18 protein-coding genes are annotated in these 24856 nt (G+C 40.7%); 10 read left to right on the top strand and 8 right to left on the bottom strand.

The features are described 5' to 3' along the window. The first annotated feature begins 83 nt into the window (after positions 1–83). From menD to menE, 5 genes are read left to right on the top strand one after another with little or no spacing between them, the layout of a single operon-like run. Positions 84–1757, top strand: coding sequence for a 2-succinyl-5-enolpyruvyl-6-hydroxy-3-cyclohexene-1-carboxylic-acid synthase (gene menD / locus PR800_RS13575; protein WP_272531059.1), 1674 nt, complete (start codon positions 84–86; stop codon positions 1755–1757). Then, the gene (gene menH / locus PR800_RS13570; protein ID WP_272531057.1) at positions 1757–2521 is read left to right on the top strand and encodes a 2-succinyl-6-hydroxy-2,4-cyclohexadiene-1-carboxylate synthase; all 765 of its coding nucleotides are present in this window, start codon (positions 1757–1759) and stop codon (positions 2519–2521) included. The genes menD and menH overlap by 1 nt, the downstream gene beginning before the upstream one ends. Positions 2522–2533: 12 nt before the next feature. Continuing rightward, complete coding sequence (gene menB, locus PR800_RS13565; protein ID WP_004912212.1) at positions 2534–3391, top strand: 1,4-dihydroxy-2-naphthoyl-CoA synthase; 858 nt, start codon at positions 2534–2536, stop codon at positions 3389–3391. After that, positions 3391–4362, top strand: a complete 972-nt coding sequence (menC, locus tag PR800_RS13560; RefSeq protein WP_102137650.1) for an o-succinylbenzoate synthase — start codon at positions 3391–3393, stop codon at positions 4360–4362. The genes menB and menC overlap by 1 nt, the downstream gene beginning before the upstream one ends. After that, positions 4350–5759, top strand: a complete 1410-nt coding sequence (gene menE, locus PR800_RS13555) for an o-succinylbenzoate--CoA ligase (RefSeq protein WP_102137651.1) — start codon at positions 4350–4352, stop codon at positions 5757–5759. Before menC ends, menE begins: the two co-directional genes overlap by 13 nt. Positions 5760–5803: 44 nt before the next feature. Here the strand turns inward: menE and PR800_RS13550 are convergent, their stop codons facing one another. Continuing rightward, positions 5804–7243: a catalase gene (locus PR800_RS13550; RefSeq protein ID WP_166264580.1), complete on the bottom strand. Its 1440-nt coding sequence runs from the start codon at positions 7241–7243 to the stop codon at positions 5804–5806. Positions 7244–7578: 335 nt separating this feature from the next. Between PR800_RS13550 and PR800_RS13545 the strand changes: the two genes are divergently transcribed. Then, on the top strand, positions 7579–8118 hold the full coding sequence (locus tag PR800_RS13545) for a YfaZ family outer membrane protein (protein ID WP_206276257.1): 540 nt from the start codon (positions 7579–7581) through the stop codon (positions 8116–8118). A gap of 103 nt (positions 8119–8221) precedes the next feature. Here the strand turns inward: PR800_RS13545 and PR800_RS13540 are convergent, their stop codons facing one another. Together PR800_RS13540 and tyrP are read right to left on the bottom strand one after the other, a co-directional pair. Next, entirely contained in the window at positions 8222–9139 is a 918-nt protein-coding gene (locus tag PR800_RS13540) for an Rpn family recombination-promoting nuclease/putative transposase (RefSeq protein ID WP_166264584.1), read from the bottom strand. 227 nt (positions 9140–9366) lie between these two features. Next, positions 9367–10515 (bottom strand): tyrosine transporter TyrP, encoded by a 1149-nt coding sequence (gene tyrP, locus PR800_RS13535; protein WP_242685778.1) that lies wholly within the window; start codon positions 10513–10515, stop codon positions 9367–9369. A gap of 477 nt (positions 10516–10992) precedes the next feature. Here tyrP and PR800_RS13530 point away from each other — a divergent pair, with 477 nt between their 5' ends. Continuing rightward, on the top strand, positions 10993–12333 hold the full coding sequence (locus tag PR800_RS13530) for an anaerobic C4-dicarboxylate transporter (RefSeq protein WP_102137656.1): 1341 nt from the start codon (positions 10993–10995) through the stop codon (positions 12331–12333). A 420-nt stretch (positions 12334–12753) separates the two neighbouring features. Then, positions 12754–13275 (top strand): hypothetical protein, encoded by a 522-nt coding sequence (locus tag PR800_RS13525; protein ID WP_166264589.1) that lies wholly within the window; start codon positions 12754–12756, stop codon positions 13273–13275. A 149-nt stretch (positions 13276–13424) separates the two neighbouring features. On the opposite strand, the gene yfaE is transcribed toward PR800_RS13525, so the two are convergent. The 4 genes from yfaE to ubiG all read right to left on the bottom strand — a co-directional run bounded on the left by yfaE (position 13425) and on the right by ubiG (position 18211). Continuing rightward, positions 13425–13688 (bottom strand): class I ribonucleotide reductase maintenance protein YfaE, encoded by a 264-nt coding sequence (gene yfaE, locus PR800_RS13520; protein ID WP_102137658.1) that lies wholly within the window; start codon positions 13686–13688, stop codon positions 13425–13427. A gap of 2 nt (positions 13689–13690) precedes the next feature. Beyond that, positions 13691–14827 (bottom strand): class Ia ribonucleoside-diphosphate reductase subunit beta, encoded by a 1137-nt coding sequence (nrdB, locus tag PR800_RS13515; protein ID WP_102137659.1) that lies wholly within the window; start codon positions 14825–14827, stop codon positions 13691–13693. 11 nt (positions 14828–14838) lie between these two features. Beyond that, a complete protein-coding gene (gene nrdA / locus PR800_RS13510) occupies positions 14839–17130 on the bottom strand; it encodes a class 1a ribonucleoside-diphosphate reductase subunit alpha (protein ID WP_210842799.1) in 2292 nt (763 codons plus the stop codon). Between the two features lie 358 nt (positions 17131–17488). After that, entirely contained in the window at positions 17489–18211 is a 723-nt protein-coding gene (gene ubiG / locus PR800_RS13505; protein ID WP_102137661.1) for a bifunctional 2-polyprenyl-6-hydroxyphenol methylase/3-demethylubiquinol 3-O-methyltransferase UbiG, read from the bottom strand. 299 nt (positions 18212–18510) lie between these two features. Between ubiG and gyrA the strand changes: the two genes are divergently transcribed. Continuing rightward, positions 18511–21126, top strand: a complete 2616-nt coding sequence (gene gyrA, locus PR800_RS13500) for a DNA topoisomerase (ATP-hydrolyzing) subunit A (RefSeq protein ID WP_206276255.1) — start codon at positions 18511–18513, stop codon at positions 21124–21126. Between the two features lie 157 nt (positions 21127–21283). Continuing rightward, on the top strand, positions 21284–24127 hold the full coding sequence (rcsC, locus tag PR800_RS13495; protein ID WP_210842801.1) for a two-component system sensor histidine kinase RcsC: 2844 nt from the start codon (positions 21284–21286) through the stop codon (positions 24125–24127). Between the two features lie 78 nt (positions 24128–24205). Here rcsC and rcsB read toward each other — a convergent pair whose 3' ends face one another. After that, positions 24206–24856: a response regulator transcription factor RcsB gene (gene rcsB / locus PR800_RS13490; RefSeq protein ID WP_272531055.1), complete on the bottom strand. Its 651-nt coding sequence runs from the start codon at positions 24854–24856 to the stop codon at positions 24206–24208.

Raw genomic sequence — 24856 nt, 5'->3', positions numbered from 1 at the left:
TTCACCAAAAATTGTTCTGAGATCAAGAAATTTATTTCAGCCAGTCTAAACTAATTGATAACTAATAATTTGCTGAGCATATTATGTCGAATTCTGCTTTTAATCTCCGTTGGGCTGAAGTGATTATCGAAGCGCTATCTCGCCACGGAATGAAACATATCTGTATTGCGCCCGGCTCGCGCTCGACACCGTTGACCCTTGCCGCCATTAGCCATGGGAAATTGCATTGCCATACCCATTTTGATGAGCGTGGTTTAGGGCATTTAGCTCTAGGTTTAGCAAAGGCCAGTCGTGAGCCTGTTGGGGTCATAGTGACCTCTGGTACGGCAGTCGCGAACCTTTATCCCTCATTGATTGAAGCGGGTTTAACCGGTGAGAAGGTTATTTTTCTTACAGCAGATAGACCCCCTGAATTAATTGATTGCGGTGCTAATCAAGCTATTCGACAAGCACATATTTTTGCTTCCCATCCAGCTCAATCATTAATGTTGCCAAGACCGACACAAGATATTTCAGCGAAGTGGTTGGTAACCGCGATTGATAATGGCATGAATCAACTACACCATGGCGCATTTCATATTAACTGCCCATTTGCAGAACCATTGTATGGTGATATGGATGGGGAATATGAGTGGCAAAAAACGCTGGGTGAATGGTGGAATTCTAATCATCCTTGGTTAAGTGAACCGCTGACGAATACGGTGGCATTAGTTGCTGATTGGTATTTCTGGCGTCAGAAAAAAGGCGTTGTGATTGCGGGTAGGATGAGTGCAAGTGAAGGAGAGTTCGTCGCTAAATGGGCTCAAGAGCTCGGATGGCCAGTACTCGGAGATGTGCTGTCACAAACCGGACAACCTTTTCCATGTGCCGACTTATGGCTGCAACATCCAGAAACCCAGTCTATTTTAGAAGACGCAGAATTAGTCGTCCAGTTTGGTTCAAGCTTAACGGGAAAGCGGCTTCTACAATGGCAAGCTAACTGTGAACCACAAGAGTATTGGATTATCGACTCAATACCTCAGCGGTTAGACCCAGCTAATCATATGGGTAGAAAGCTAACTTGCTCAATTAAAGGTTGGCTAGATAACCATCCTGCGCAGCCGAGAAGTTTGTGGTGTGAATCGCTGCTGGCTTTAGCGCAAAAAACCCAAAATCACATACACCAGCAGTTACATGACCAGTTTTCAGAAGCCGCGGTGGCACATCAATTACCTGAACTGCTGCCTCTTCGAGGCCAGCTGTTTGTTGGCAATAGCCTAATTGTCCGTTTGGTGGATGCGTTGGCACAACTTCCATTGGGTTATCCGGTGTATAGCAACCGGGGCGCGAGTGGTATTGATGGTTTGATTTCTACCATGGCGGGAGTTCAGCGGGCAACCGCACGGCCAACATTGGCTATCGTTGGGGATATTTCTGCACTCTACGATTTGAATAGTTTGGCGCTATTGAGAGAACCTTCAGCACCAACAGTGCTTATCGTTGTGAATAATAATGGTGGGCAGATTTTTTCTATGCTACCCACACCAGACGAAGCAAGACAAAATTATTACTGTATGCCGCAAAATGTCAGTTTCGAGCCAGCGGCGAAAATGTTTGGCTTACAATATTGTGCTCCGACAGACTGGGGAACACTAAAAGAAACCGTACAACAATTTTGGCATCGTCCACAGGGCACCTTGCTGGTGGAATTACAGGTGCCAAGTGATGAAGGTGCGCGTACTTTAAAACAACTATTGAATGAAGTTGTGGAACTGTAATGTTATCCGCACAGATTCATCATTCTGCTTCATCCGCTCCTTGGATAATCTACTTACATGGTTTGTTAGGCAGTGCGGATGATTGGCTACCGGTGATTGAGCAAACATGCGCTTTTCCATCGTTAGCTGTCGATTTACCCGGTCATGGGGGTTCTCATTCAGATCCCTGCCTAGGTTTTTCACATTTTGATCAACAACTCAGCGCACTTTTACAGTATCATCAAATTAATGAATACTACTTGGTTGGTTATTCACTAGGCGCTCGGCTGGCGATGCATTTTGCTTGCTACTATCAACCTAACGGACTATTAGGTTTAGTGATTGAAGGTGGGAATGTGGGGTTAGTCAATGAAAAAGAACGAATTGCTCGAGCTGCTAATGATGCGACTTGGGCGCAGCGTTTTCGTTCAGAGCCGATTGAAGAAGTGTTAGATGACTGGTATCAACAAACTGTATTTGCTGATTTGTCGGTGACCCAGCGCCAACGTTTAATTCAATTACGTCGACAAAATAACCCGCAAAGTATTGCTGCTATGCTAGAAAATACATCATTAGCAAAGCAACCTTTTTTAGCGGATAAATTGCGCAAATTGACCTGTCCTTATCGCTATTTTTGTGGCGAAAAAGACCAAAAGTTTCGAAGCGTTTCGCAACAATATGCTTTGCCGTTAACGCTGATTGAAAATGCAGGGCATAATGCACATCGGGAAAACCCTATGGGCTTTGCCACTGCACTACACCATTTTTTATCACACTGTGGTTAAAGGAATCTGATAATGATTTATCCAAGCGAAGAAAAATTATACGCACCAATTGAATGGCAAGATTGCTCTACAGGGTTTGAAGATATTCGCTATCATAAGTCTCCTGAAGGGATAGCTAAAATTACGATTAACCGTCCAGAAGTGCGCAATGCTTTTCGTCCACAAACCGTGAAAGAAATGATCCAAGCACTCTCCGACGCACGTTATGATGACCATATTGGAACCATTATCCTAACCGGTGAAGGTGAAAAAGCATTTTGTGCAGGCGGTGACCAAAAAATTCGTGGTGACTACGGCGGGTATCGTGATGAAAGCGGCACGCACCACTTAAACGTATTAGATTTCCAACGCCAAATTCGTACTTGTCCAAAACCTGTTGTCGCGATGGTCGCTGGTTTTTCTATCGGTGGTGGCCATGTGTTACATATGATGTGTGACCTTACGATAGCGGCAGATAACGCAATTTTTGGTCAAACGGGCCCAAAAGTCGGTTCATTTGATGGCGGCTGGGGCGCATCTTATATGGCTCGTATTGTTGGGCAGAAAAAGGCACGTGAAATCTGGTTTTTATGCCGTCAATACAATGCACAAGAAGCATTAGATATGGGCTTGGTTAACACGGTTGTTCCATATGCAGATCTTGAAAAAGAAACGGTGCGCTGGTGCCGTGAAATGCTAGAAAATAGCCCGATGGCACTGCGTTGCTTAAAAGCAGCGTTAAATGCGGACTGTGATGGACAAGCAGGTCTGCAAGAGTTGGCTGGTAATGCCACTATGTTGTTCTATATGACAGACGAAGGGCAAGAAGGCCGTAACGCCTTTAATGAAAAACGTGCGCCTGATTTCTCTAAATATAAGCGTAACCCATAATGCGTAAAGCCAAGATTTATTCGTTCAGCCTGCCGATGGAGGCAGGCGTTATCCTTCGTTATCAGCGGTTAAAAACGCGTGATGGGCTTTTGGTCTGTTTACAAGATGGGGATAACGAAGGTTGGGGAGAAATTTCGCCTCTACCTGAATTCAGCCGTGAAACATTAGAAGAGGCCACTGCCGAAACTATTGTACGACTGAATGAATGGGTGAAAGAAGGCAAAATTTCTAATAGTTTATTACCCTCAGTGGCTTTTGGCTGTAGTTGTGCTATCGCGGAGCTAACAGGGGAGCTTCCTGAACAAGCGGACTACCGCAAAGCGCCTTTATGTAGTGGTGATCCTGACGATTTAATCCTAAGCCTTGATGCAATGGAAGGTGAGAAAGTGGCTAAGGTTAAAGTCGGTTTATATGAAGCTGTTCGTGATGGAATGGTGGTTAACTTGTTACTCGAGGCCGTTCCAGAACTGAAATTGCGTCTGGATGCAAATCGCAGTTGGACTCGAGCAAAAGCCGACGGTTTTGCAAAATATGTTAACCCTGACTACCGTGACCGAATCGCTTTTTTGGAAGAGCCGTGTAAAACCCGTGAAGAGTCACTGCAATTTGCAGCAGAAACTGGCATTAGCATTGCTTGGGATGAAAGTGTACGTGAAGAAGGCTTTATGGTAGAGGCACAAGAGGGGGTGTCTGCGATTGTGATTAAACCGACCCTGACAGGCAGTTTGTCTTATTGCCGCTATTTGGCGGAAGAGGCCCATCGCTTAGGGTTACAAGCAGTGATCAGCTCATCCATTGAAAGTAGCTTTGGTTTAACACAACTTGCTCGTATAGCACACTGGTTAACCCCAAATACCATTCCTGGTTTAGACACTGTATCGCTTATTCAATCTCAATTGGTACGGCCTTGGCCACAATGTGATATTCCGCTTCAGCAGTTAGATGATTTAACGCTTGTATGGCAGAACTAGATGACTTTAAAGATTGGCCTTGGCAGCATTGGGCCAATCTTCATCCTAACTCAATTGCCTTAGTGACCGACTCCGAACGCCTAACTTGGGAAAGTGTCAGCCAACAAATTACTGACCTCAGTACTTACTTTTCAATGCAAGGTGTAGAGCAGGGGCAGTGTATCGTTCTGCGTGGGAAAAATTCAGTTGAGTTATTACTGAGTCAGCTAGCTCTTATTGCGTGTGGTGCTCGTGTTTTACCGTTAAACCCCCGTCTCCCTGAACGGTTGTTAGCAGAATTATTGCCTCATCTGAATGTTAGTGCGGTCATCGATTTTACTGATGAATCAAATTCATTAGCAAATTATCGTAATTTAGATTATCAACTCTATTATCATTTTATTGGTGATGAAGAGGTTGCTCCGACTGTTTTTCAAGAGGCTATTCAGCAGCCTGCCACATTGATTTTAACATCGGGGTCGACAGGCTTACCTAAAGCCGCTGTTCACAGTGTCGCTGCGCACTTAAATAGTGCAGCAGGTGTTGTTAATTTGATGAATTACCAGCAAGGAGATTGTTGGTTACTATCGCTGCCGTTATTTCATGTATCTGGGCAAGGTATTGTTTGGCGCTGGCTTCTTAAGGGTGGCTCACTTGCGGTCAAAAATCTTCCTTTGGCTCAAGCATTACATGAAGTTACTCATGCCTCTTTGGTACCGACCCAGTTATGGCGGTTATTAAATGATAAACGGGTGGCGGAGCTTACGCTAAAAGCTGTTTTATTGGGGGGAGCCAGTATTCCTTCAACGTTAACGGATCTTGCTCAACAACACGGTATTGCTTGTTGGAGCGGCTATGGCATGACAGAAATGGCTTCTACAGTTTGTGCTAAACGCGCAGATGGCAAGAAAGGTGTGGGTTTACCCTTAAAAGGTAAGCAAATTCGTATCTTGGATGATGAAATTCAGATCCAATCAAATAGTCAAGCGCTGGGGTATTGGTTTGATGGGAATATCAAGCCTTTAAATTGTATTGATGGCTGGTTCAAAACGAATGATAAAGGGGTATTTATTGATGGTGAATATCAAATTATTGGTCGTCTAGACAATTTATTTATCAGTGGTGGGGAATGTGTTCAACCCGAAGATATCGAGTCAGTAATCAATTCATACCCTGATGTAAGCCAAAGTTTTATTATACCCATTGAGGATGTGCAGTTTGGGCAACGTCCTGTCGCGGTTGTTGAAGTAAATAAGTCAGTGGATTTGAATCAGCTGGCGGATTGGTTAAAAGATAAACTCGCTCCATACCAATATCCTATAGCATTTTATTATTTAGACCCCGAACTGAAAGCGGGGGGAATAAAAGTCTCTAGGCAACAAGTGAAAAAGTGGTTGTTAGCGAAAATAAAAGTATAGGACAAAATAGTGGCGGGGTTACCCCCACCACTTAATGAATTACACTATTTTAGTGCTTTCAACGCTTTTTCAACACCCGCGCCATATTCAGGATGAACTTGTTTAAATAACTCGATTTGGCGCACTTGCGTGGCTTCTGTCGCGTCAATGAGTTCACCTGCAATACGTTTAAACATACGTTGGTGTTCTGCATCATCTAATAACTCATATAATGCACGTGGTTGGCTGAAATAGTCTTGGTCTTCACGGTGATCCCAATGGTCAGCTGCACCTTCAATAGATAATGGCGGTTCGCTAAAGTCAGGCTGTTCTTGGAATAGACCTGCTTCATTTGGCTCATAGGTTACGTGGTTGCCACTATTACCGTCAACGCGCATTGCACCATCGCGGTGGTAATTATGGAATGGGCAACGTGGGGCATTCACTGGGATTTGATGATGGTTGACACCAAGGCGATAACGATGGGCATCCCCATATGAGAACAGGCGACCTTGTAACATTCTATCCGGTGAGAAACCAATACCCGGAACGACGTTAGCAGGGCTAAAAGCTGCTTGTTCTACATCTGCAAAATAGTTATCTGGATTACGATTAAGTTCAAAATAACCGACATCAATTAATGGATAATCTTTATGTGGCCAAACTTTAGTTAAGTCAAAAGGGTTATAAGGAACTTGAGAGGCTTCTTTCTCTGGCATAATTTGTACTTGCAAATTCCAGCGTGGGAAATCCCCTTTTTCAATTGATTCAAACAGATCGCGCTGTGAACTTTCTCTGTCTTTACCAACTAATTGCTCAGCTTGTTCATCAGACAAATTCTCAATGCCTTGTTGGCAACGGAAATGGAATTTGACCCAGAAACGTTCATTATTACTGTTAATGAAACTGTATGTATGGCTACCAAATCCATGCATATGACGATAACTTTGTGGAATACCACGGTCACTCGCATCAATGGTTAATTGGTGTAAAGATTCAGGTAACTGAGAGAAAAAGGCCCATTTATGTTCCATTGTACGCAGGTTAGAGCGAGGGTCACGCTTCACTACGTGGTTTAAATCAGGGAATTTTAATGGGTCGCGGAAATAGAATACAGGGGTGTTGTTACCCACCATATCCCAGTTACCTTCTTCAGTATAAAATTTTAATGCGAAACCACGAATGTCACGCTCTGCGTCGGCAGCACCACGTTCACCTGCAACGGTAGAGAAGCGAGCAAACATTTCTGTTTTTTTGCCCACCTCAGAGAAAATTTTTGCACGAGTATAGCGGCTAATATCATGGGTTACGGTAAACGTACCGAAAGCACCAGAACCTTTTGCATGCATGCGTCTTTCAGGGATCACTTCACGGTCAAAATGGGCAAGCTTTTCTAAAAACCAAACATCCTGTAATAACATTGGGCCACGTTTACCAGCTGTCATCACATTATTATTATTGGCGACCGGGGCGCCTGAGGCGGTAGTAAGGCCTTTCTTTTTCATCACAATGCTCCTTTGTTTGGATTAAATGACTACACAAACCTAACTAATAAGTTAATATTTTGTAAAAAATAAAAAACACTACTACAATAAACTTGTAATTCAGTATAGTTATTATGGAATTGATTATCTAATTAATATAACCAATTACTGTGATTACAAGTAGAAAAATGCGTATTTATCGCACTTTTTTGCACTAAATTTTTTGATACGTGAAATTTTGTAATGAATAAAGTGGGCTTTTATCGAGGCTATAGCGTAAATCTAGGTAAGAATGGCTGAAAATAAGGTGAGATTCGCGTAATATTCATAGGTAATAATATCAAGAGGATAAAATAATGCGCAAATTATTATTGGCAGCAGCGATGTCACCATTATTCGTAGGTACTGCACATGCAGTTTCAGTCAGTGCACAAGCAGGTGAACATTTTACTGAGCTGTCTGCGGGGTTAGGTAACCAAAATGCAGGGTTAGCATTTAATGGTTCTTGGGCTCGTAGTGACCATGATGGACAAACGGGAAGTATTGGTGCCACATTTGGCTTACCTGTAGGGCCTTTCTCTGCATTCGTTGGTGGTAAGGGGTTATATTTATCTCCCGATCATAATAGTAGCGGTGCTGCATTAGCTGTTGGTGGTGGGTTAAATTGGCAGGCACTGCCTTCACTGAATATTTACGGTGAAGCTTACGGTGCTCCAGAACAACTGACTTCTGGCAGCAAATCGTATGTCGAAGCTAAAGCTGGTGCGCGCTATACGGTATTCAAGCCTTTATCTATTGATGCAGGATATCGCTTGATTGAAATGAAAGGGACGCATGGTAATAGTAGCGATAAACTTGCCGATGGCTGGTATGTTGGTGCAGGGCTATCTTTCTAAGTTGTTGTGATATATCTACAGTTCCTAGTCGTTGCATGGCTAGGAGCTGGCTGTGATGCCTTTAGTCCAACAGAAAATAACTCAAAGAGGTATCCACCAGAAACTAACCTTGTTTAGTATTATTTAAAGACATGAGTATTTCGCGGCTTAGTCCAGTGCATTCAACGATAATATCCAAACTAATACCATTCTTAAGAAGGTGGCGTGCCATTGTTATTTGGGCTTCTTGGCGACCTTCCACTCTGCCTTCTTGGCGGCCTTTGTTCTGTAAACGCAGTGCGATATTCATAATAGCTCCCTTATGTTTTTCTGTTTTTTCGCTCAATGCCTGAATGATATGTTCGAAATTAGCAGAATCTAAAGCAATGAACAGATAATTGATAATAGTAATGATGTCATTATCGCTATTATAGTGTTTATTGAGTGCTTGCGCCAAGAGCGGGAGTACCTGTTGAAATTCATCCCGTAAGTGCTTATGTTTCATTGCTAATTCCATTACTGCAATCTTTCGATGATTAACTAATTCATTATCATCTATGATAGTTATATCGACTAAAGGAAATGGTTGAGTGTAAAGATTATTAGCGATATCAGGGAAAGGGAAACAGTCAGTCCAAAGTTGGGTATAAGGATAAGGCGAACGACCGCCATGGTAGAAAAGGATAGGGACGACAAGGGGCAATTTCTTATTTCCTTGTTGCATATGCTGATTCATGGCTAAAAAAGCATAATGCATCAGACGCCATGCCATCAGTCTATCGGGCGTTGATTGGTGTTCAACTAAAAGGTAGAGGTATCCTTTTCCTTGCGTTGTTTCTACTGAATATAGCACATCTGATAATCGCGAGCGGAGTTGCTCATCAATAAATGAGGAATTTGTAAGTGATAACGTATTGAAGTCACACAATGATTTTATTTGTGCAGGCAAATAGATATCAAAAAAATCTCGTGCATTTTCGATATTCGTCATGATGCCTTTAAAAGCCGCATCATGAATGTTGGATACTTGTTTTTTCTTCACCTAATTCACCTCATGAAGACCGCAATATGGCGAAGATACGGTAAAATGATTAGGTTGTCTGTTCGGAATTATTTTCTGACAAGTGTCGAAATAACAGAACGAAGTTTTTTAAATGTAATGAATAATAGATTAAATTTAGATAATTAATTTAGTTTTCAAGGGGGGAAGCCCCCAATCTTGATAAATCAATGCTTGGGGACTGGTCGTATACTTAATATGGCAGATATTTAGCCAACGTTTGGTAAAAAACCGGCAACAATCGAAAATTGGATAGCAATTACAGCGATACCACATACCAACACGAGGGCTAAAATAGGTGTACCGCCTTTAACTTGATACCCACCTTGAGTTTCTAATTTGCGAACACGGAATGTTAGTAGTGCAGGAATAATCAGCGCTAAGACCGAGAGTGCAACAGCGGCATACGTTAATGCTTGTACGAAACTACTGAAAAATAGGGCGGCCAATAATGGCGGAACAAAAGTCAGCAAGCTGGTTTGTACACGACCAATAAAATGATTGCTCCGTTTGAATAAATCAGCGAGGTAATCAAATAAACCCAATGCAACGCCTAAGAAGGATGTGGCTAACGCTAAATCCATAAACAAGCTAACGGCAATATTGACTCGAGGCGTAGCGACAACATCGCGAATGGCTGTGAGTAACCCATTAAGGCCTGATTCCTGAGCTAGGATCCCGATAAAAGTCTGTGATGGAATAGAACCTAATGTTGCGATTTGCCATAGAATATAAGCGACTAAAGGAATTGCACTTCCGGTAATGAAAATCATGCGTAACTTGCGCACATCCCCATTCATATAGTTAACTAAACTAGGCACGCTGCCATGGAAACCAAAAGAAGTAAAAATAACGGGAACGGCAGCAAGGATAAGGCCTTTTTCAATTGGCATAGTGCTTAAATTCACGACTTCAGCATGCGGCATCATCACAACTAACATGATCACCAAAAAAATTGTTTTGGCCGTGAATAAAATTCGGTTAATAAAATCGACTGAATGCGTACCAATACAGACAATTGCACCACCAATAATGGTAAATGCAATAATGGCAGTATCGGTTGAAATTTTAATTCCCCACCATGAAGATAGGCTATCTGAAATTAATACGCCCGCGCCACCGATATAAGCAGTTGTTAACGCGTACATTAATAGCAGCATACTCAGTCCGGTTACTATCTGTCCAACAGGCCCAAGATATTTCTTAGCAACAGAGCCTAAACCCATATTCGCAGGGTTATGTTGATACACCTCGACTAATAGTAATGAGGTATAACTCATTAACATCCATAATCCAACAAGCAAGCAGACGATGCTTGTGAAACCGACTCCCGCAGCGGCAAGTGGCATTGCCAACATCCCTGCACCTATTGTTGTCCCTGCAACGATTAACACACTGCCAAGCGTACGATTCTTCACAAGTTCCTCTAATTGAATTTGAATAATTAACAAGTGATGCAGATTATGCGATCGCAAGTTCGCTGTCAAATGTAAATTACAGAAGGTGTAATCTTTTATTTACACCTCTAATCAGGTAGGTAGGAAATGAAAGACAATAGCAGCGTTAATAAAGTAAAGAAAAAATGATGATTTAAAGTGGCTAAAGGTAAATTTATATGGGGTAAGTTGTTAAAAATGGTGTGGTAATTGATTGATTTTTATGAAAGTGGTAGGTAACTGGGTAGTATGTCAGTTACTTAATATAAATTATGTGATGAGGTCAAAATAAAAGCATAAAAAATAAAAGTAAATTGATTTTGAAGTTATCATAAATCAAATTAATGCTTGAAAATCATCCCGATAATATATGTAAACATATATATAAAGGATGGAACTATGGACTTTATGATTCAACTCGCCATTATCCTTGTTTGCTTATTCTATGGGGCAAAAAAAGGGGGAATGGCACTCGGGCTATTAGGTGGTGTTGGCCTAGTTATCTTAGTTTTTGGCTTTGGTTTACCGCCTGGAAAACCGCCTGTTGATGTTATGCTTGTTATCATTGCTGTTGTTGCCGCATCAGCAACGTTGCAAGCATCAGGCGGTTTGGATGTCATGCTACAAATTGCAGAACGACTACTGCGGAAAAACCCTAAGTACATTTCTATTGTGGCACCTTTTGTGACATGTATCTTAACCATTTTGTGTGGTACAGGGCATGTGGTGTATACAATTTTACCTATCATTTACGATGCAGCGATTAAAAATAATATTCGCCCTGAAAGGCCAATGGCTGCGAGTAGTATTGGCGCACAAATGGGGATTATCGCCAGTCCAGTTTCAGTGGCCGTTGTTTCATTAGTAGCAATGCTAAATGGTGTGACAATCAATGGCCAGTCACTTGAATTCCTTGATTTATTGGCAATTACTATCCCATCGACATTAATTGGTATTTTAGCGATTGGTATTTTTAGTTGGTTTAGAGGTAAAGATCTCGATAAAGACCCTGTATTCCAAGAGTTTATTTCAGTGCCTGAAAACCATGATTACGTCTATGGTGACAGTGTGACACTGTTGAATACAAAATTACCGAAAATTAACTGGGTCGCGATGTGGATTTTTTTAGCCTCTATCGCAGTTGTGGCATTACTTGGTGCATTCTCAGAGCTAAGACCTCTAGTTAATGGTAAGCCGTTATCTATGGTTTTAGTCATTCAGATGTTTATGTTATTAGCTGGTGCGCTAATAATCATTATCTGTAAGACCAACCCAGGGCAAATTTCAAAGAACGAAGTATTCCGTTCAGGGATGATAGCGATTGTCGCAGTGTATGGTATTGCGTGGATGGCGGAAACCATGTTCGGTGCTCACATGGATGAAATTAAAGGAACGTTAGGTTCTTTAGTAAAAGATTTCCCTTGGGCTTATGCCGTCATCTTATTATTAGTCTCTAAGTTTGTTAATTCACAGGCAGCCGCATTGGCCGCTGTCGTCCCCATTGCGTTAGGGATTGGTGTTGACCCGGCTTATATTATCGCTTCCGCACCTGCGTGTTATGGGTATTACATTTTACCAACTTACCCAAGTGACCTTGCGGCAATTCAGTTTGACCGTTCAGGTACTACACGAATTGGTAAGTTTGTTATTAACCACAGCTTCATTCTTCCTGGATTAATCGGGGTGGGTGTATCCTGTGTGTTTGGCTGGATATTTGCAGCGATGTACGGTTATTTATAAGGTTTAACCCTCGGTTTATCACAACGATTGTAAGACAGTTTTATCGGTAGTCTTACAATCGTTCATCATAAGTTCTATTACCTTGTAATAGCGTTAGTGATCACAATGATTGCCATGTTTTATCAATAAATGTTTTATCAATAAATGTCTTATAAAAGCATACTAAATAAGTACGCTAAATTCACAGTGAGTTCAGGGTTCAATATATCGCTTAAATAGCCTATACAATAAGAAAGTTATATTACGATTGGAACTACCATTGTGCTCGCTATTATTTCGTATCTGTTTGATTACTTGAATGATTGATTTTAACCAATACTCATTCATGACTATGAGCTAATCTCAGATTAAGACTAACTATTATTCGTTGTAATTAACTTAAACTATAAAAATAACGTAAGTAAACTTTTTGGGATAAACATGAAAAAATTTGCATATATGTTGCTGTTTACATCTGCTTGGGCATTTGCTAATACTGACGATTCAAGCACAATTAAAAGTAGCGTAAAATCAATAACATCTTCAATAACAAGCTCAAGTAAAGATGCGTTGTCAGGGTTAAAAGAAGGGATTGACGAGGGGAGGACATCTGGAAGTAGTGTTGATGGCGCAATTATAATTTACGATATAGAAAACCTAAATAAATATATTGATGTAAAGGTATTAACATCTGAAAAAGTGGCGGACAACGAGTATTTATTAACACTATCCGTTAAAAATAAGTCTGACTCAGCGGTTCGTTTAACAAACCTTGAAGATAAAAATAACCTTTATATCTTAGATAAAGATGGCTTTACATCCTATTTATCGGGCAAGCAAGAGGATATCAGTGTTCCCAAAAATGCAGCATCCAAGGTTAGGCTTAAATTTTTAGAGGTTGAAGATGAGCCTTCTATTTTAAGGCTTTATGATCTGGATATAAAAATACCAGCAATAAAATAATGTCTATGCATATTGTCGATTTTTCTATTATTAAAGTGACTTAGCCGCATTGTGGGGCTAAGTCAGATGCTTTGAAGTCAGGTTTTATACTTTTTGTTGCAGGGATTTGTTGCAGGGATCTTGAATTCCATCATTCATTAAGTTAATGATTAACCAATTTCAATATCAGAAAGCGGGTGGCAACAACAAGGCAGGATCTCTCCATCTTGCACAAATGCAATCGGCTTTTGCTTGTAGCCCACTTTCCCTTGCAATAATGTCACACGGCATGAACCACAGTAGCCTTCTCGGCATTGGTACTCTACAGGAATACGGCTGTCTTCTAAGGCTTCCAGCAAACACGAATGAACTTCGGTATGGTAGGGGACTTGAACACCCTGCGTTAACCGCAGGGTGATTTTATGGCTTGCCATGCTTATAGTTCAAAGCCGCTCAAATCGTCGGTATCGACTTGAGAGTCAATTTGCCCGACTAAATAAGAACTGACTTCAACCTCTTGAGGTGCAACTTGTACGTTATCAGACACCAACCATGCGTTGATCCATGGAATTGGGTTTGAACGTGCTTCAAATGGCAATTTTAGACCGACTGCTTGCATGCGGATATTCGTAATATATTCAACATATTGGCATAGAATATCTTTATTTAAACCAATCATCGAGCCTTCGCTGAATAGGTAGTCAGCCCACTCTTTTTCTTGCTCTGCTGCTTGAACGAACAAGTCATAACATTCTTGCTCGCACTCTGCTGCGATTTCGGCCATTTCTGGGTCATCTTGCCCTGAGCGTAACAGGTTCAACATGTGTTGCGTACCCGTTAAGTGCAACGCTTCATCACGTGCAATCAGTTTGATGATTTTTGCGTTTCCTTCCATCAGTTCGCGTTCAGCAAACGCAAACGAACAGGCAAAACTAACATAGAAACGAATGGCTTCAAGCGCATTAACGCTCATTAGGCACAGGTACAGTTGCTTCTTCAATTGACGTAGAGAAACAGTGACTTGTTTGCCATTGCAAGTATGTGTGCCTTCACCAAACATATGGTAGTAATTGGTCATTTCGATAAGATCATCGTAAAAACCCGAAATATCTTTAGCACGTTTTAAAATTTCTTCATTTTCAACAATATCGTCAAAAATAATAGCAGGGTCATTCACGATATTACGAATAATATGTGTATACGAACGTGAGTGGATAGTTTCAGAAAACGCCCACGTTTCAACCCAAGTTTCCAGTTCAGGAATCGAAATCAGTGGCAATAACGCCACGTTAGGGCTGCGGCCCTGAATAGAATCCAGCAGCGTTTGGTATTTCAGATTACTGATAAAAATATGTTTTTCGTGATCTGGCAGCGCATTGTAGTCAATACGGTCGCGCGACACGTCAACTTCTTCAGGGCGCCAGAAAAACGACAATTGTTTTTCAATCAGCTTTTCAAAAATAGGGTACTTTTGCTGATCATAGCGCGCCACGTTAACGGGTTGGCCGAAAAACATCGGCTCCAACATTTGGTCATTCTTTTTCTGTGAAAACGTTGTATATGTATGTGACATAACAATTCCTATTAAATTTTACACGCGCCGCCTTCGCAATCGGAATCTGCTGACTCAACAACTTCTTCCAGATCGCCTTGAACATCTTCCGCCCCATCGCGGGTGTTATGGTAGTAAAGTGTTTTCACACCAAACTTATAGGCGAGCAATAAATCTTTTAGCAATTGGTTCATTGGTACTTTGCCGTTCTCAAAACGAGTCGGGTCATAGTTTGTGTTAGCAGAAATCGACTGGTCGATAAATTTCTGCATGATACCAACGAGTTGTAAATAGCCACTATTTGAAGGCATTTGCCATAGCAGCTCATAAGCGCCTTTCAGACTTTCGTAATCAGGCACTACTTGGCGCAAGATACCATCTTTAGAGGCTTTAATACTGATATAACCACGTGGTGGTTCAATACCATTGGTTGCGTTAGAAATCTGTGATGATGTTTCTGAAGGCATCAATGCAGACAGCGTCGAGTTGCGCAGACCGTGCTGTTTGATTTCTTGGCGTAATGTTTCCCAATCATAATGCAACGGCTCATTCGTTAACTTATCGAGCTCTTTTTTATAGGTATCGATAGGTAAAACGCCTTGTGCATAGGTTGTTTCGTTAAACCATGGGCACGCACCTTGCTCTTTCGCTAACTCATTCGAGGCTTTCAATAGGTAATATTGAATAGCTTCAAATGTTTTGTGCGTTAAGTTATTCGCGCTACCATCTGAATAACGAACACCGTGCTTCGCGAGATAATAAGCGTAGTTAATCACGCCAATACCGAGTGTACGACGTCCCATTGAGCCTTGTTTAGCTGCAATGATTGGGTAATCTTGGTAATCAAGCAGCGCATCGAGTGCACGAACAGCTAATATTGCCAGCTCTTCTAATTCATCGAGGCTATCAATCGCACCTAAGTTAAACGCTGATAACGTACACAGTGCAATTTCACCGTTTTCGTCATTAATGTTATTTAATGGTTTGGTTGGCAGCGCAATTTCTAAACATAAATTAGACTGACGAACAGGGGCAACCTGTGGGTCAAATGGGCTATGTGTATTACAGTGGTCAACGTTTTGAATATAAATACGGCCTGTAGACGCACGCTCTTGCATCATTAATGAAAATAGCTCAACCGCTTTAACACTCGATTTGCGAATATTTTCATCTTTTTCGTATTTCACATATAAACGTTCAAATTCGTCTTGATCTGCGAAAAAGGCGTCATAAAGACCTGGAACGTCGGATGGGCTGAATAATGTAATGTCTTGGTTTTTAATCAAACGTTCGTACATTAACTTGTTTAGTTGCACACCATAATCCATATGGCGAACACGGTTACCTTCAACCCCACGGTTATTTTTCAGTACCAATAAGCTTTCAACTTCAAGGTGCCAAATCGGGTAGAACAAGGTTGCTGCACCACCACGAACACCACCTTGCGAACAAGACTTAACCGCAGTTTGGAAGTGCTTATAGAACGGAATACAGCCAGTATGGAACGCTTCACCGCCACGAATTGGGCTGCCTAATGCACGAATGCGACCCGCATTTACCCCAATCCCTGCACGTTGTGAGACATATTTCACAATTGCGCTTGAAGTTGCATTGATAGAATCTAAGCTGTCGCCACACTCAATCAGTACACAGGAACTGAATTGACGTGTAGGGGTACGTACCCCCGCCATAATAGGCGTAGGTAATGAAATTTTGAATGTTGAAACCGCGTCATAGAAACGGCGAATATAATCAAGACGCGTCTCTCTTGGGTAGTGTGAAAACAGGCAAGCAGCGACTAAAATGTATAAAAACTGTGCGCTTTCATAGATTTCACCGGTAACGCGGTTTTGAACTAAATATTTCCCTTCAAGCTGTTTTACCGCAGCATAGGAAAAATTCATATCACGCCAATGGTCTATAAAGCTATCCATTTGCTCGAACTCTGCTTCAGAGTAGTCTTCCAGCAAATGCTTGTCATATTTCCCCATTTCAACGAGGTGTTTAACATGCTTATATAATGTAGGCGGCTCAAACTGACCATAGGCTTTCTTGCGTAAGTTAAAAATAGCAAGACGAGCAGCGAGGTATTGGTAATCAGGTGTATCACCCGTAATTAAATCGGCTGCTGCTTTGATCATCGTTTCGTGAATGTCAGAAGTTCTGATCCCATCATAAAACTGAATCTGTGAACGTAACTCCACTTGAGAAACGGATACGTTACTTAGGCCTTCGGCAGCCCAGGTGATTACCTTGTGGATTTTATCGAGATCAATGCGTTCTTTATGTCCATCACGCTTTGTGACTAACAGACTCTGGTTCATGAGCAAGTACACCTTGGTTGAACTACAAATAGTTTAAAATAAACATAAAAAAGCTCATGGTGTAATGCCATGAGACTAGTTGTGTTATGTTTTGTTGTACCACTATATGTAGTAGTTTGTTTAGAATACCATAACAAGATAATGTTAATGTGTGATTTTATCAAGTGAACAAATTAGCGAGTTCTTGTGGATAACTGGTTGGATAAGAAAAATGATCATGTCGGTAAGCTGCATGGTAAAAGGCATTAATAAAAAAAATGCTTCCGACATGAGGATTAAAATAAATTTTGTAAAATGCGATCGTTTGCTGCTTTCTTAAACGTACTGCTTGTGATTTATTCTTTTCACGACTAGGTGATTATTCACTGACTGTATGCAACATATAATTTACATCAACATTTGGCCCAAGCCAGAACTTATCCGTTAATGGGTTATAGTGTAACCCTATGATATGTTTATCTTTCAATGGTGTTCCATCAATCCAGCTAATTAATTCAGAAGGGCGAATAAATTTATTCGCATCATGGGTGCCTTTTGGAACCATTTTCATCACATATTCAGCAGCAACCACTGCCATCAACCATGCCTTTTTGTTGCGATTAATGGTAGAAAAAATAACATGCCCGCCAGGTTTCACTAATTTAGCGCAAGCTCTAACGACAGATTGAGGATCAGGAACATGTTCAAGCATCTCCATGCAGGTCACAACATCATAGGCTTGTGGGTGCTTGTCTGCGTGTTGTTCAACGGTTTCTTGTACATATTCAACCGGAATGCCGGACTCAAGAGAATGTAAGCGAGCAACCATTAATGGATCTGCCCCCATATCAAGGCCAGTCACTTCCGCGCCTTCGCGCGCCATACTTTCGGACAAAATGCCACCACCACAGCCAACATCAAGAATTTTTTTACCAAAAACGCCGTCTACACGCTGCATAATATAACCTAAGCGTAATGGGTTGATGCGGTGTAGTGGGGCGAACTCCCCTTCTAAGTCCCACCAACGTGAAGCAATGGACTCAAATTTTTCAATTTCTTGCTTATCGACGTTGAGGTAAGTTGGGGTTTGGGTGTCATTCATACAAAGAAGCTCCTATTTTTAACCTATAACCCGAAGGCCTATTAACGATAGTGATATTTAAACTATGTTAAGTCGGGGGGAAATAGTGGCCCGATAAGAATTGATGGCTAAAATATAAACAATAATGTAATTATTGCCGTGATTAATTGATAAACCGTCAAGTTTCGGACACATAAACTTAATTTTCCGCTATTATACATAGCTTGGAAGACAAATACCCGTCTCTTATTTTTATTAAATTGGCGAATTGTGGTATAGTTCTACTCTTTGAATCCGAAGTTATGAGGGACAGTGGTTCCATGAGCGAGATTGCCAGAGAAATCACACCAGTTAATATCGAAGAAGAGCTTAAAAGTTCGTATTTGGATTATGCAATGTCCGTTATTGTCGGCCGTGCACTTCCAGATGTTCGAGATGGACTGAAGCCAGTACACCGCAGAGTATTGTATGCGATGAATGTATTGGGAAATGATTGGAATAAACCCTATAAAAAATCTGCCCGTATTGTTGGGGACGTCATCGGTAAATACCATCCACATGGTGATAGCGCTGTTTACGAGACAATCGTTCGTCTTGCTCAGCCTTTCTCAATGCGTTACATGCTGGTTGATGGTCAGGGAAACTTCGGTTCTGTTGACGGAGACTCCGCAGCGGCAATGCGTTATACGGAAATCCGTATGGCGAAAATTGCCCATGAACTACTTGCTGACCTTGAAAAAGAAACCGTTGATTTCGTTCCTAACTATGACGGAACAGAGCACATTCCTGAAGTTATGCCAACGAAAATCCCAAACCTTTTGGTTAATGGGTCGTCAGGTATTGCTGTTGGGATGGCAACCAATATCCCACCTCACAATTTAGGGGAGGTGATTAATGGTTGTCTTGCCTATATAGAAGACGAAGACATCAGCATTGATGGTTTAATGGAACACATTCCAGGGCCTGATTTCCCAACCGCAGCTATTATTAATGGCCGTCGTGGGATTATTGATGCGTATCGCACAGGGCGTGGCAAGGTCTATATCCGTGCAAGCGCTGAAGTGGAAGTCGATGAGAAAAATGGTCGCGAAACCATTATTGTCAGCGAAATCCCTTATCAAGTGAATAAAGCTCGCTTGATTGAAAAAATTGCTGAGTTAGTTAAAGACAAGCGTGTTGAAGGTATCAGTGCACTGCGTGACGAGTCTGATAAAGACGGTATGCGTATTGTTATTGAAATCAAACGCGATGCGGTGGGTGAAGTTGTACTGAACAACTTATATTCCTTGACCCAATTGCAAGTTTCTTTTGGTATCAATATGGTAGCTCTACACCAAGGGCAGCCGAAAATACTGAATTTAAAAGATATCATTGCTGCTTTTGTGCGTCACCGCCGTGAAGTCGTCACTCGTCGTACGATTTTCGAATTACGCAAAGCGCGTGATCGTGCTCATATCCTTGAAGCACTGGCAATTGCTCTTGCCAATATTGACCCAATTATTGAACTGATCCGTAAAGCACCAACGCCAGCAGAAGCGAAAGCAGGGTTGATTGCACGTTCTTGGGATCTGGGCAATGTCGCTGCAATGTTAGAGCGTGCGGGTGATGATGCCGCTCGTCCTGAGTGGTTAGAGCCCCAGTTTGGTGTTCATGAAGGGCAATATTTCCTGACTGAGCAACAAGCTCAAGCTATTTTGGATTTACGTCTCCAAAAATTAACGGGTCTTGAGCATGAAAAATTACTGGAAGAGTACCGTGAGCTTCTAGTACAAATTGAAGCATTACTGTTTATTTTGCGTAGTCCTGAACGTTTGATGGAAGTGATCCGCGAAGAATTAGAAATTATTCGCGATACTTATAACGACCCTCGTCGTACAGAAATTACTGAAAATACTGCAGATATCAATATTGAAGACTTGATCAACCAAGAAGATGTGGTGGTGACATTATCGCATCAAGGTTATGTGAAATATCAGCCTCTGTCTGATTACGAAGCACAGCGCCGTGGTGGTAAAGGTAAATCTGCAGCACGAACTAAAGACGAAGACTTTATTGACCGCCTTTTGGTGGCCAATACGCATGACACCATTTTGTGCTTCTCAAGCCGTGGCCGCTTGTATTGGATGAAAGTTTACCAATTACCAGAGGCTAGCCGTGGTGCTCGTGGTCGCCCAATCGTTAACTTATTGCCACTTGAACAAGATGAGCGAATTACAGCTATCTTGCCAGTGCGTGAGTACGAAGAGGGTTACAATGTCTTTATGGCAACTGCGAGTGGTACCGTTAAGAAAACACCTTTACAAGAATTCAGCCGTCCAAGAAGCGCAGGTATCATTGCGGTTAATTTGAATGACGGTGATGAGCTGATTGGTGTTGATTTAACTGATGGTTCAAACGAAGTTATGCTGTTTTCAGCTCAAGGTAAAGTTGTGCGCTTCGCTGAAGATGCCGTTCGTCCAATGGGACGTACTGCTACAGGGGTGCGTGGTATTAAATTAATGGATAACGACAAAGTCGTTTCTTTGATTATTCCACGTGGTGAAGGGCATATCTTAACGGTGACAGAAAACGGATACGGTAAACGTACTGAAGAAGCTGAGTACCCAACTAAGTCTCGTGCAACTCAAGGGGTTATCTCCATTAAAGTGAGTGAGCGAAACGGGCATGTAATTGGCGCGATTCAGGTTGATGAAACTGACCAAATCATGATGATCACAGACGCAGGGACATTAGTGCGTACACGCGTGTCTGAAGTGAGCGTCGTTGGCCGTAATACTCAAGGTGTTACCTTGATTAGAACTGCTGAAGATGAAAAAGTTGTTGGTTTGCAGCGCGTTGCTGAAACGGATGATGATGAAAACATTGATGATGAAAATGCAAATGAAAACACTGAAGAAAATGGTGTTGATGATGCAAGTATCGACGATCAAGAGTAATCACGACGTTTAATTTAATGAACGGGCAGCATAATTAGCTGCCCGTTTTAGTTTCTAGCCTAAATGTCTTTGTTTTATTACTTTTCATGTTTGTCGCTTTTTTATCATATAATCGAGTATAATTAGCAGTCATAGTATCGAATGTACAGGAAAGCGCTTGAGATATTTACCCTCGTTTAAAACATCACTTAGACTTTCTCGGGATTTATTTCGTATCCTCGGCTTGATGTTGTGGGGCATGGGCGTTTTTATCACTCTATTTTTCCTTTACTCGCAGTTTAATGAATACAAATCTGATATCCGTCAACAGTTCTATTCCGGGCATGAAAATATACAAGCGTATATTCAACAAACGGGAGCGACGCTGAATTCGATTCAATCGATGACTGAGCTATATAGAGTAAAGTTGCAAGAATCGACAGATGAAAATAATCTTCCAAGTAAGTTTCTGGAATTACCGAACGCATCTAATTACTCTTTCTATAAATTAACATCGAATACAGATTGTGATTATTTTAGGGATAGAGCGGAAAATTATTTGCAGGCTTTTGAGCAATTAAATTATTTTTGGAAAGATAGTATTGCTGCCCCTCAAGCTTTAAATCATGTCTTTTTAGTTGGTTCGAAAAGTTATTGTCTGGTGGATTATCCTATTCGATCTACCATATCGGATATCGAAATACTAAAAAAAGTCAGCTACGAAAGCGTACGGACTTACCAAGGTTTAAGGCTACAAGGCAAAGAGCGTAAATTATTTACCATTATGCATGGCGTACAGCCAGATTATGGGCAGCTTTACTTAATTCAGGCAATCAAGCACGACAATATGCTGCCTGCATTTATTGGGTTAGAGCGTACAATTAATTTGAATCAATTTAACATACGCCGAAATAAAGCTATCGAAATATTGATAATTAACGATTATAACCAACCTGTTTTATATTCTCCTATAGATATCAATCCTAAAGGCTCAGCGCTGCTCAATATTTCTGAGCCTTCATTTTTTGGTTTTAACTCAGATTATTCAAAATTAATTTTCAAAAAACGGTTAGCACCTTCTCAAATTACCGTCATTTTTTCAATTGCGACGTCTGAAATATTAGCGAGTTTAGAAAATGCTATCTTTTACGGTATTGTCCTAAATATTTTTACAGGGGGATTGATTTTCTTTTTAATTTGGTTACTTGAACGAAAAATGCTTGAACCTGCAGAAAACACCGCGATACGGCTCGAGGAACATGAGCAATTCAACCATAAAATTGTAGCATCAGCACCTGTTGGTATCATTATTTTAAGATTGACTGATGGCGGTAATATTCTCAGTAATGAATTAGCCCATGACTATTTTCGGTTATTAAATGATGATGATAAACAGCGAATATTGACAATCATCCGCCAGAAAACGAGCAATTATATCGATGTAGTGACAACCAACGGCACACACTTGCAAATTAGCTTTGTAAACTCACGATATCAAAATGAAGATGTCGCTATTTGTGTATTAATTGACATCAGCATTCGTGTGAAAATGGAAAAATCACTGCAGGATGTAGCCGATGCAGCTGAACAAGCTAACCATGCTAAATCAATGTTTTTGGCGACTGTTAGCCATGAATTAAGAACACCATTATATGGAATTATTGGTAATATAGAGTTACTACAACGTTATGAATTATCAGAGAAAGCAACACGCTTAGTTTCAACTATGGATAATTCATCATCGCTTTTATTACAGATTATTAGTGATATTTTAGACTTTTCAAAAATTGAATCTAAACAATTGAAAATAGAAAGCAAATTGTTTCATTGTCGAGAAGTTTTTGCGTTTGTATTAGCGAACTACTTGCCATTAGTGACTAAGAAAAAAATATCATTATATTCCTATATTGAACCCAGCATCCCAGATCTCATTTTGAATGATCCAGTTCGTTTACAACAAGTGATTTCTAATATTGTAAATAATAGTATTAAGTTTACGGAATCAGGTTTTGTGTTGCTTTATGTTTGGAAAGATGAAAACTATTTAAAGATAGAAATCCGTGATTCAGGGATTGGAATGACCCAGGCAGTGGTTATGCAGTTATTTGATCCATTTTTTCAAGTTTATGGGCAAAATAATTTGGGTCATAAAGGAACAGGCCTAGGTTTAGCTATTTGTGAAAAACTGGTTAACCTCATGGATGGTGATATTGAAGTAACTTCACAGATTGGACTTGGTAGCTCATTTACTATTCGTATTCCTTTATATGGGCAAGAATATACAAAGAAAAATATTCCAGAATATCGTGCACATTATCGCATTGCTATTTCGTGTCGAAATGAATTTTTAATGAATTTTCTTTTGCGTCTGTTAGGTCATGAGCAATTTTCAGTTGTTAGCCATAGCAAAATAGATAAAACACAAAGATATGATTTGCTAATAACCGATTATGAGCATGTTGAGGAGATAGCCTACGAATATCATATCCAGCTATCAAGTGGTTATGCAGGCGAGCTCCATGAAGTAAAACAGAATCAATGGATTTATAATACATATCAATTAGATAAATTACCCATGTTAATTGATAAAGCCATCATGAAAACAAGTGAACAATCACAAAAAAATAGTATGGCAAATCAACCATTAGTCGTTGACCATTCATTAGGTGAATGTCATGTATTGATTGTTGATGATCATCCAATTAACCGAGTATTATTGAGTGAGCAATTAGCGACAATCGGCTTTACTACTGGCACGGCGATAGACGGACTAGATGCATTGAAATATTTAGATAATCATCATGTTGATATTATTTTAACAGATGTAAATATGCCAAATATGGATGGTTACCAGCTGGCCAAAGAACTGCGACGTTTAGCGTTCAACTTACCGATTATCGCATTAACCGCTAATGCAATGGCAGAAGAAAAGCAACGTTGTATTAATGCAGGGATGAATGATTGTTTATCAAAACCGACAACAATTGCAATTTTACGTGAGACCTTGACTCGCTATTGTTAAGTGTAGCTAAAAAATAGATACAAAAATAAAAACCCATAGTTGGGTTTTTATTGGTGTAGTTTTGTAGTCGAAATGAAATTACTCTGAAGGCGAGTTATCAATGCTGACGGAAGAAAGGTAATTCAGTAGCGCTATAACATTTTCAACGCCTAATTTCAGCATGGCTGATTTTTTCTGGCTACTTATTGTTTTTATACTGCGGTTAAGTTTTTTCGCAATTTCAGTGACCAGAAAACCTTCAGCAAACAAACGTAGCACTTCACTTTCTTTTGGTGATAAACGTTTGTCGCCATAGCCGCTTGCATTGACTTTTTCCAGCAGCTTGCTCACGCTTTCGGGTGTGAATTTTTTACCTTTTTGTAAAGCCGCTAACGCTTTAGGTAAATCAGCAGGTGCGCCTTGTTTGAGCACAATCCCTTCAATATCCAGCTCTAAAATTGCGCTAAGAATGGCCGGGTTATTGTTCATTGTGAGAACAATGATTGATAGGTCAGGATAATGCCGTTTGATGTATTTGATTAAAGTAATACCATCACCATATTTATCACCTGGCATTGATAAATCAGTAACTAGCACATCCGCATTTAAACGCGCTAAGTTATTAATCAAAGAAGTTGAGTCCTCAAATTCCCCTACGATATTCACCCATTCAATTTGTTCAAGTGATTTCCTGATGCCGAAAAGAACGATAGGGTGATCATCGGCAACAATGACATTTAGGTTATTCAT

Source organism: Providencia sp. PROV205 (genome assembly GCF_028479505.1).
GTDB lineage: Bacteria > Pseudomonadota > Gammaproteobacteria > Enterobacterales > Enterobacteriaceae > Providencia > Providencia huaxiensis.
This window is presented reverse-complemented; position numbering and strand designations above follow the sequence as displayed.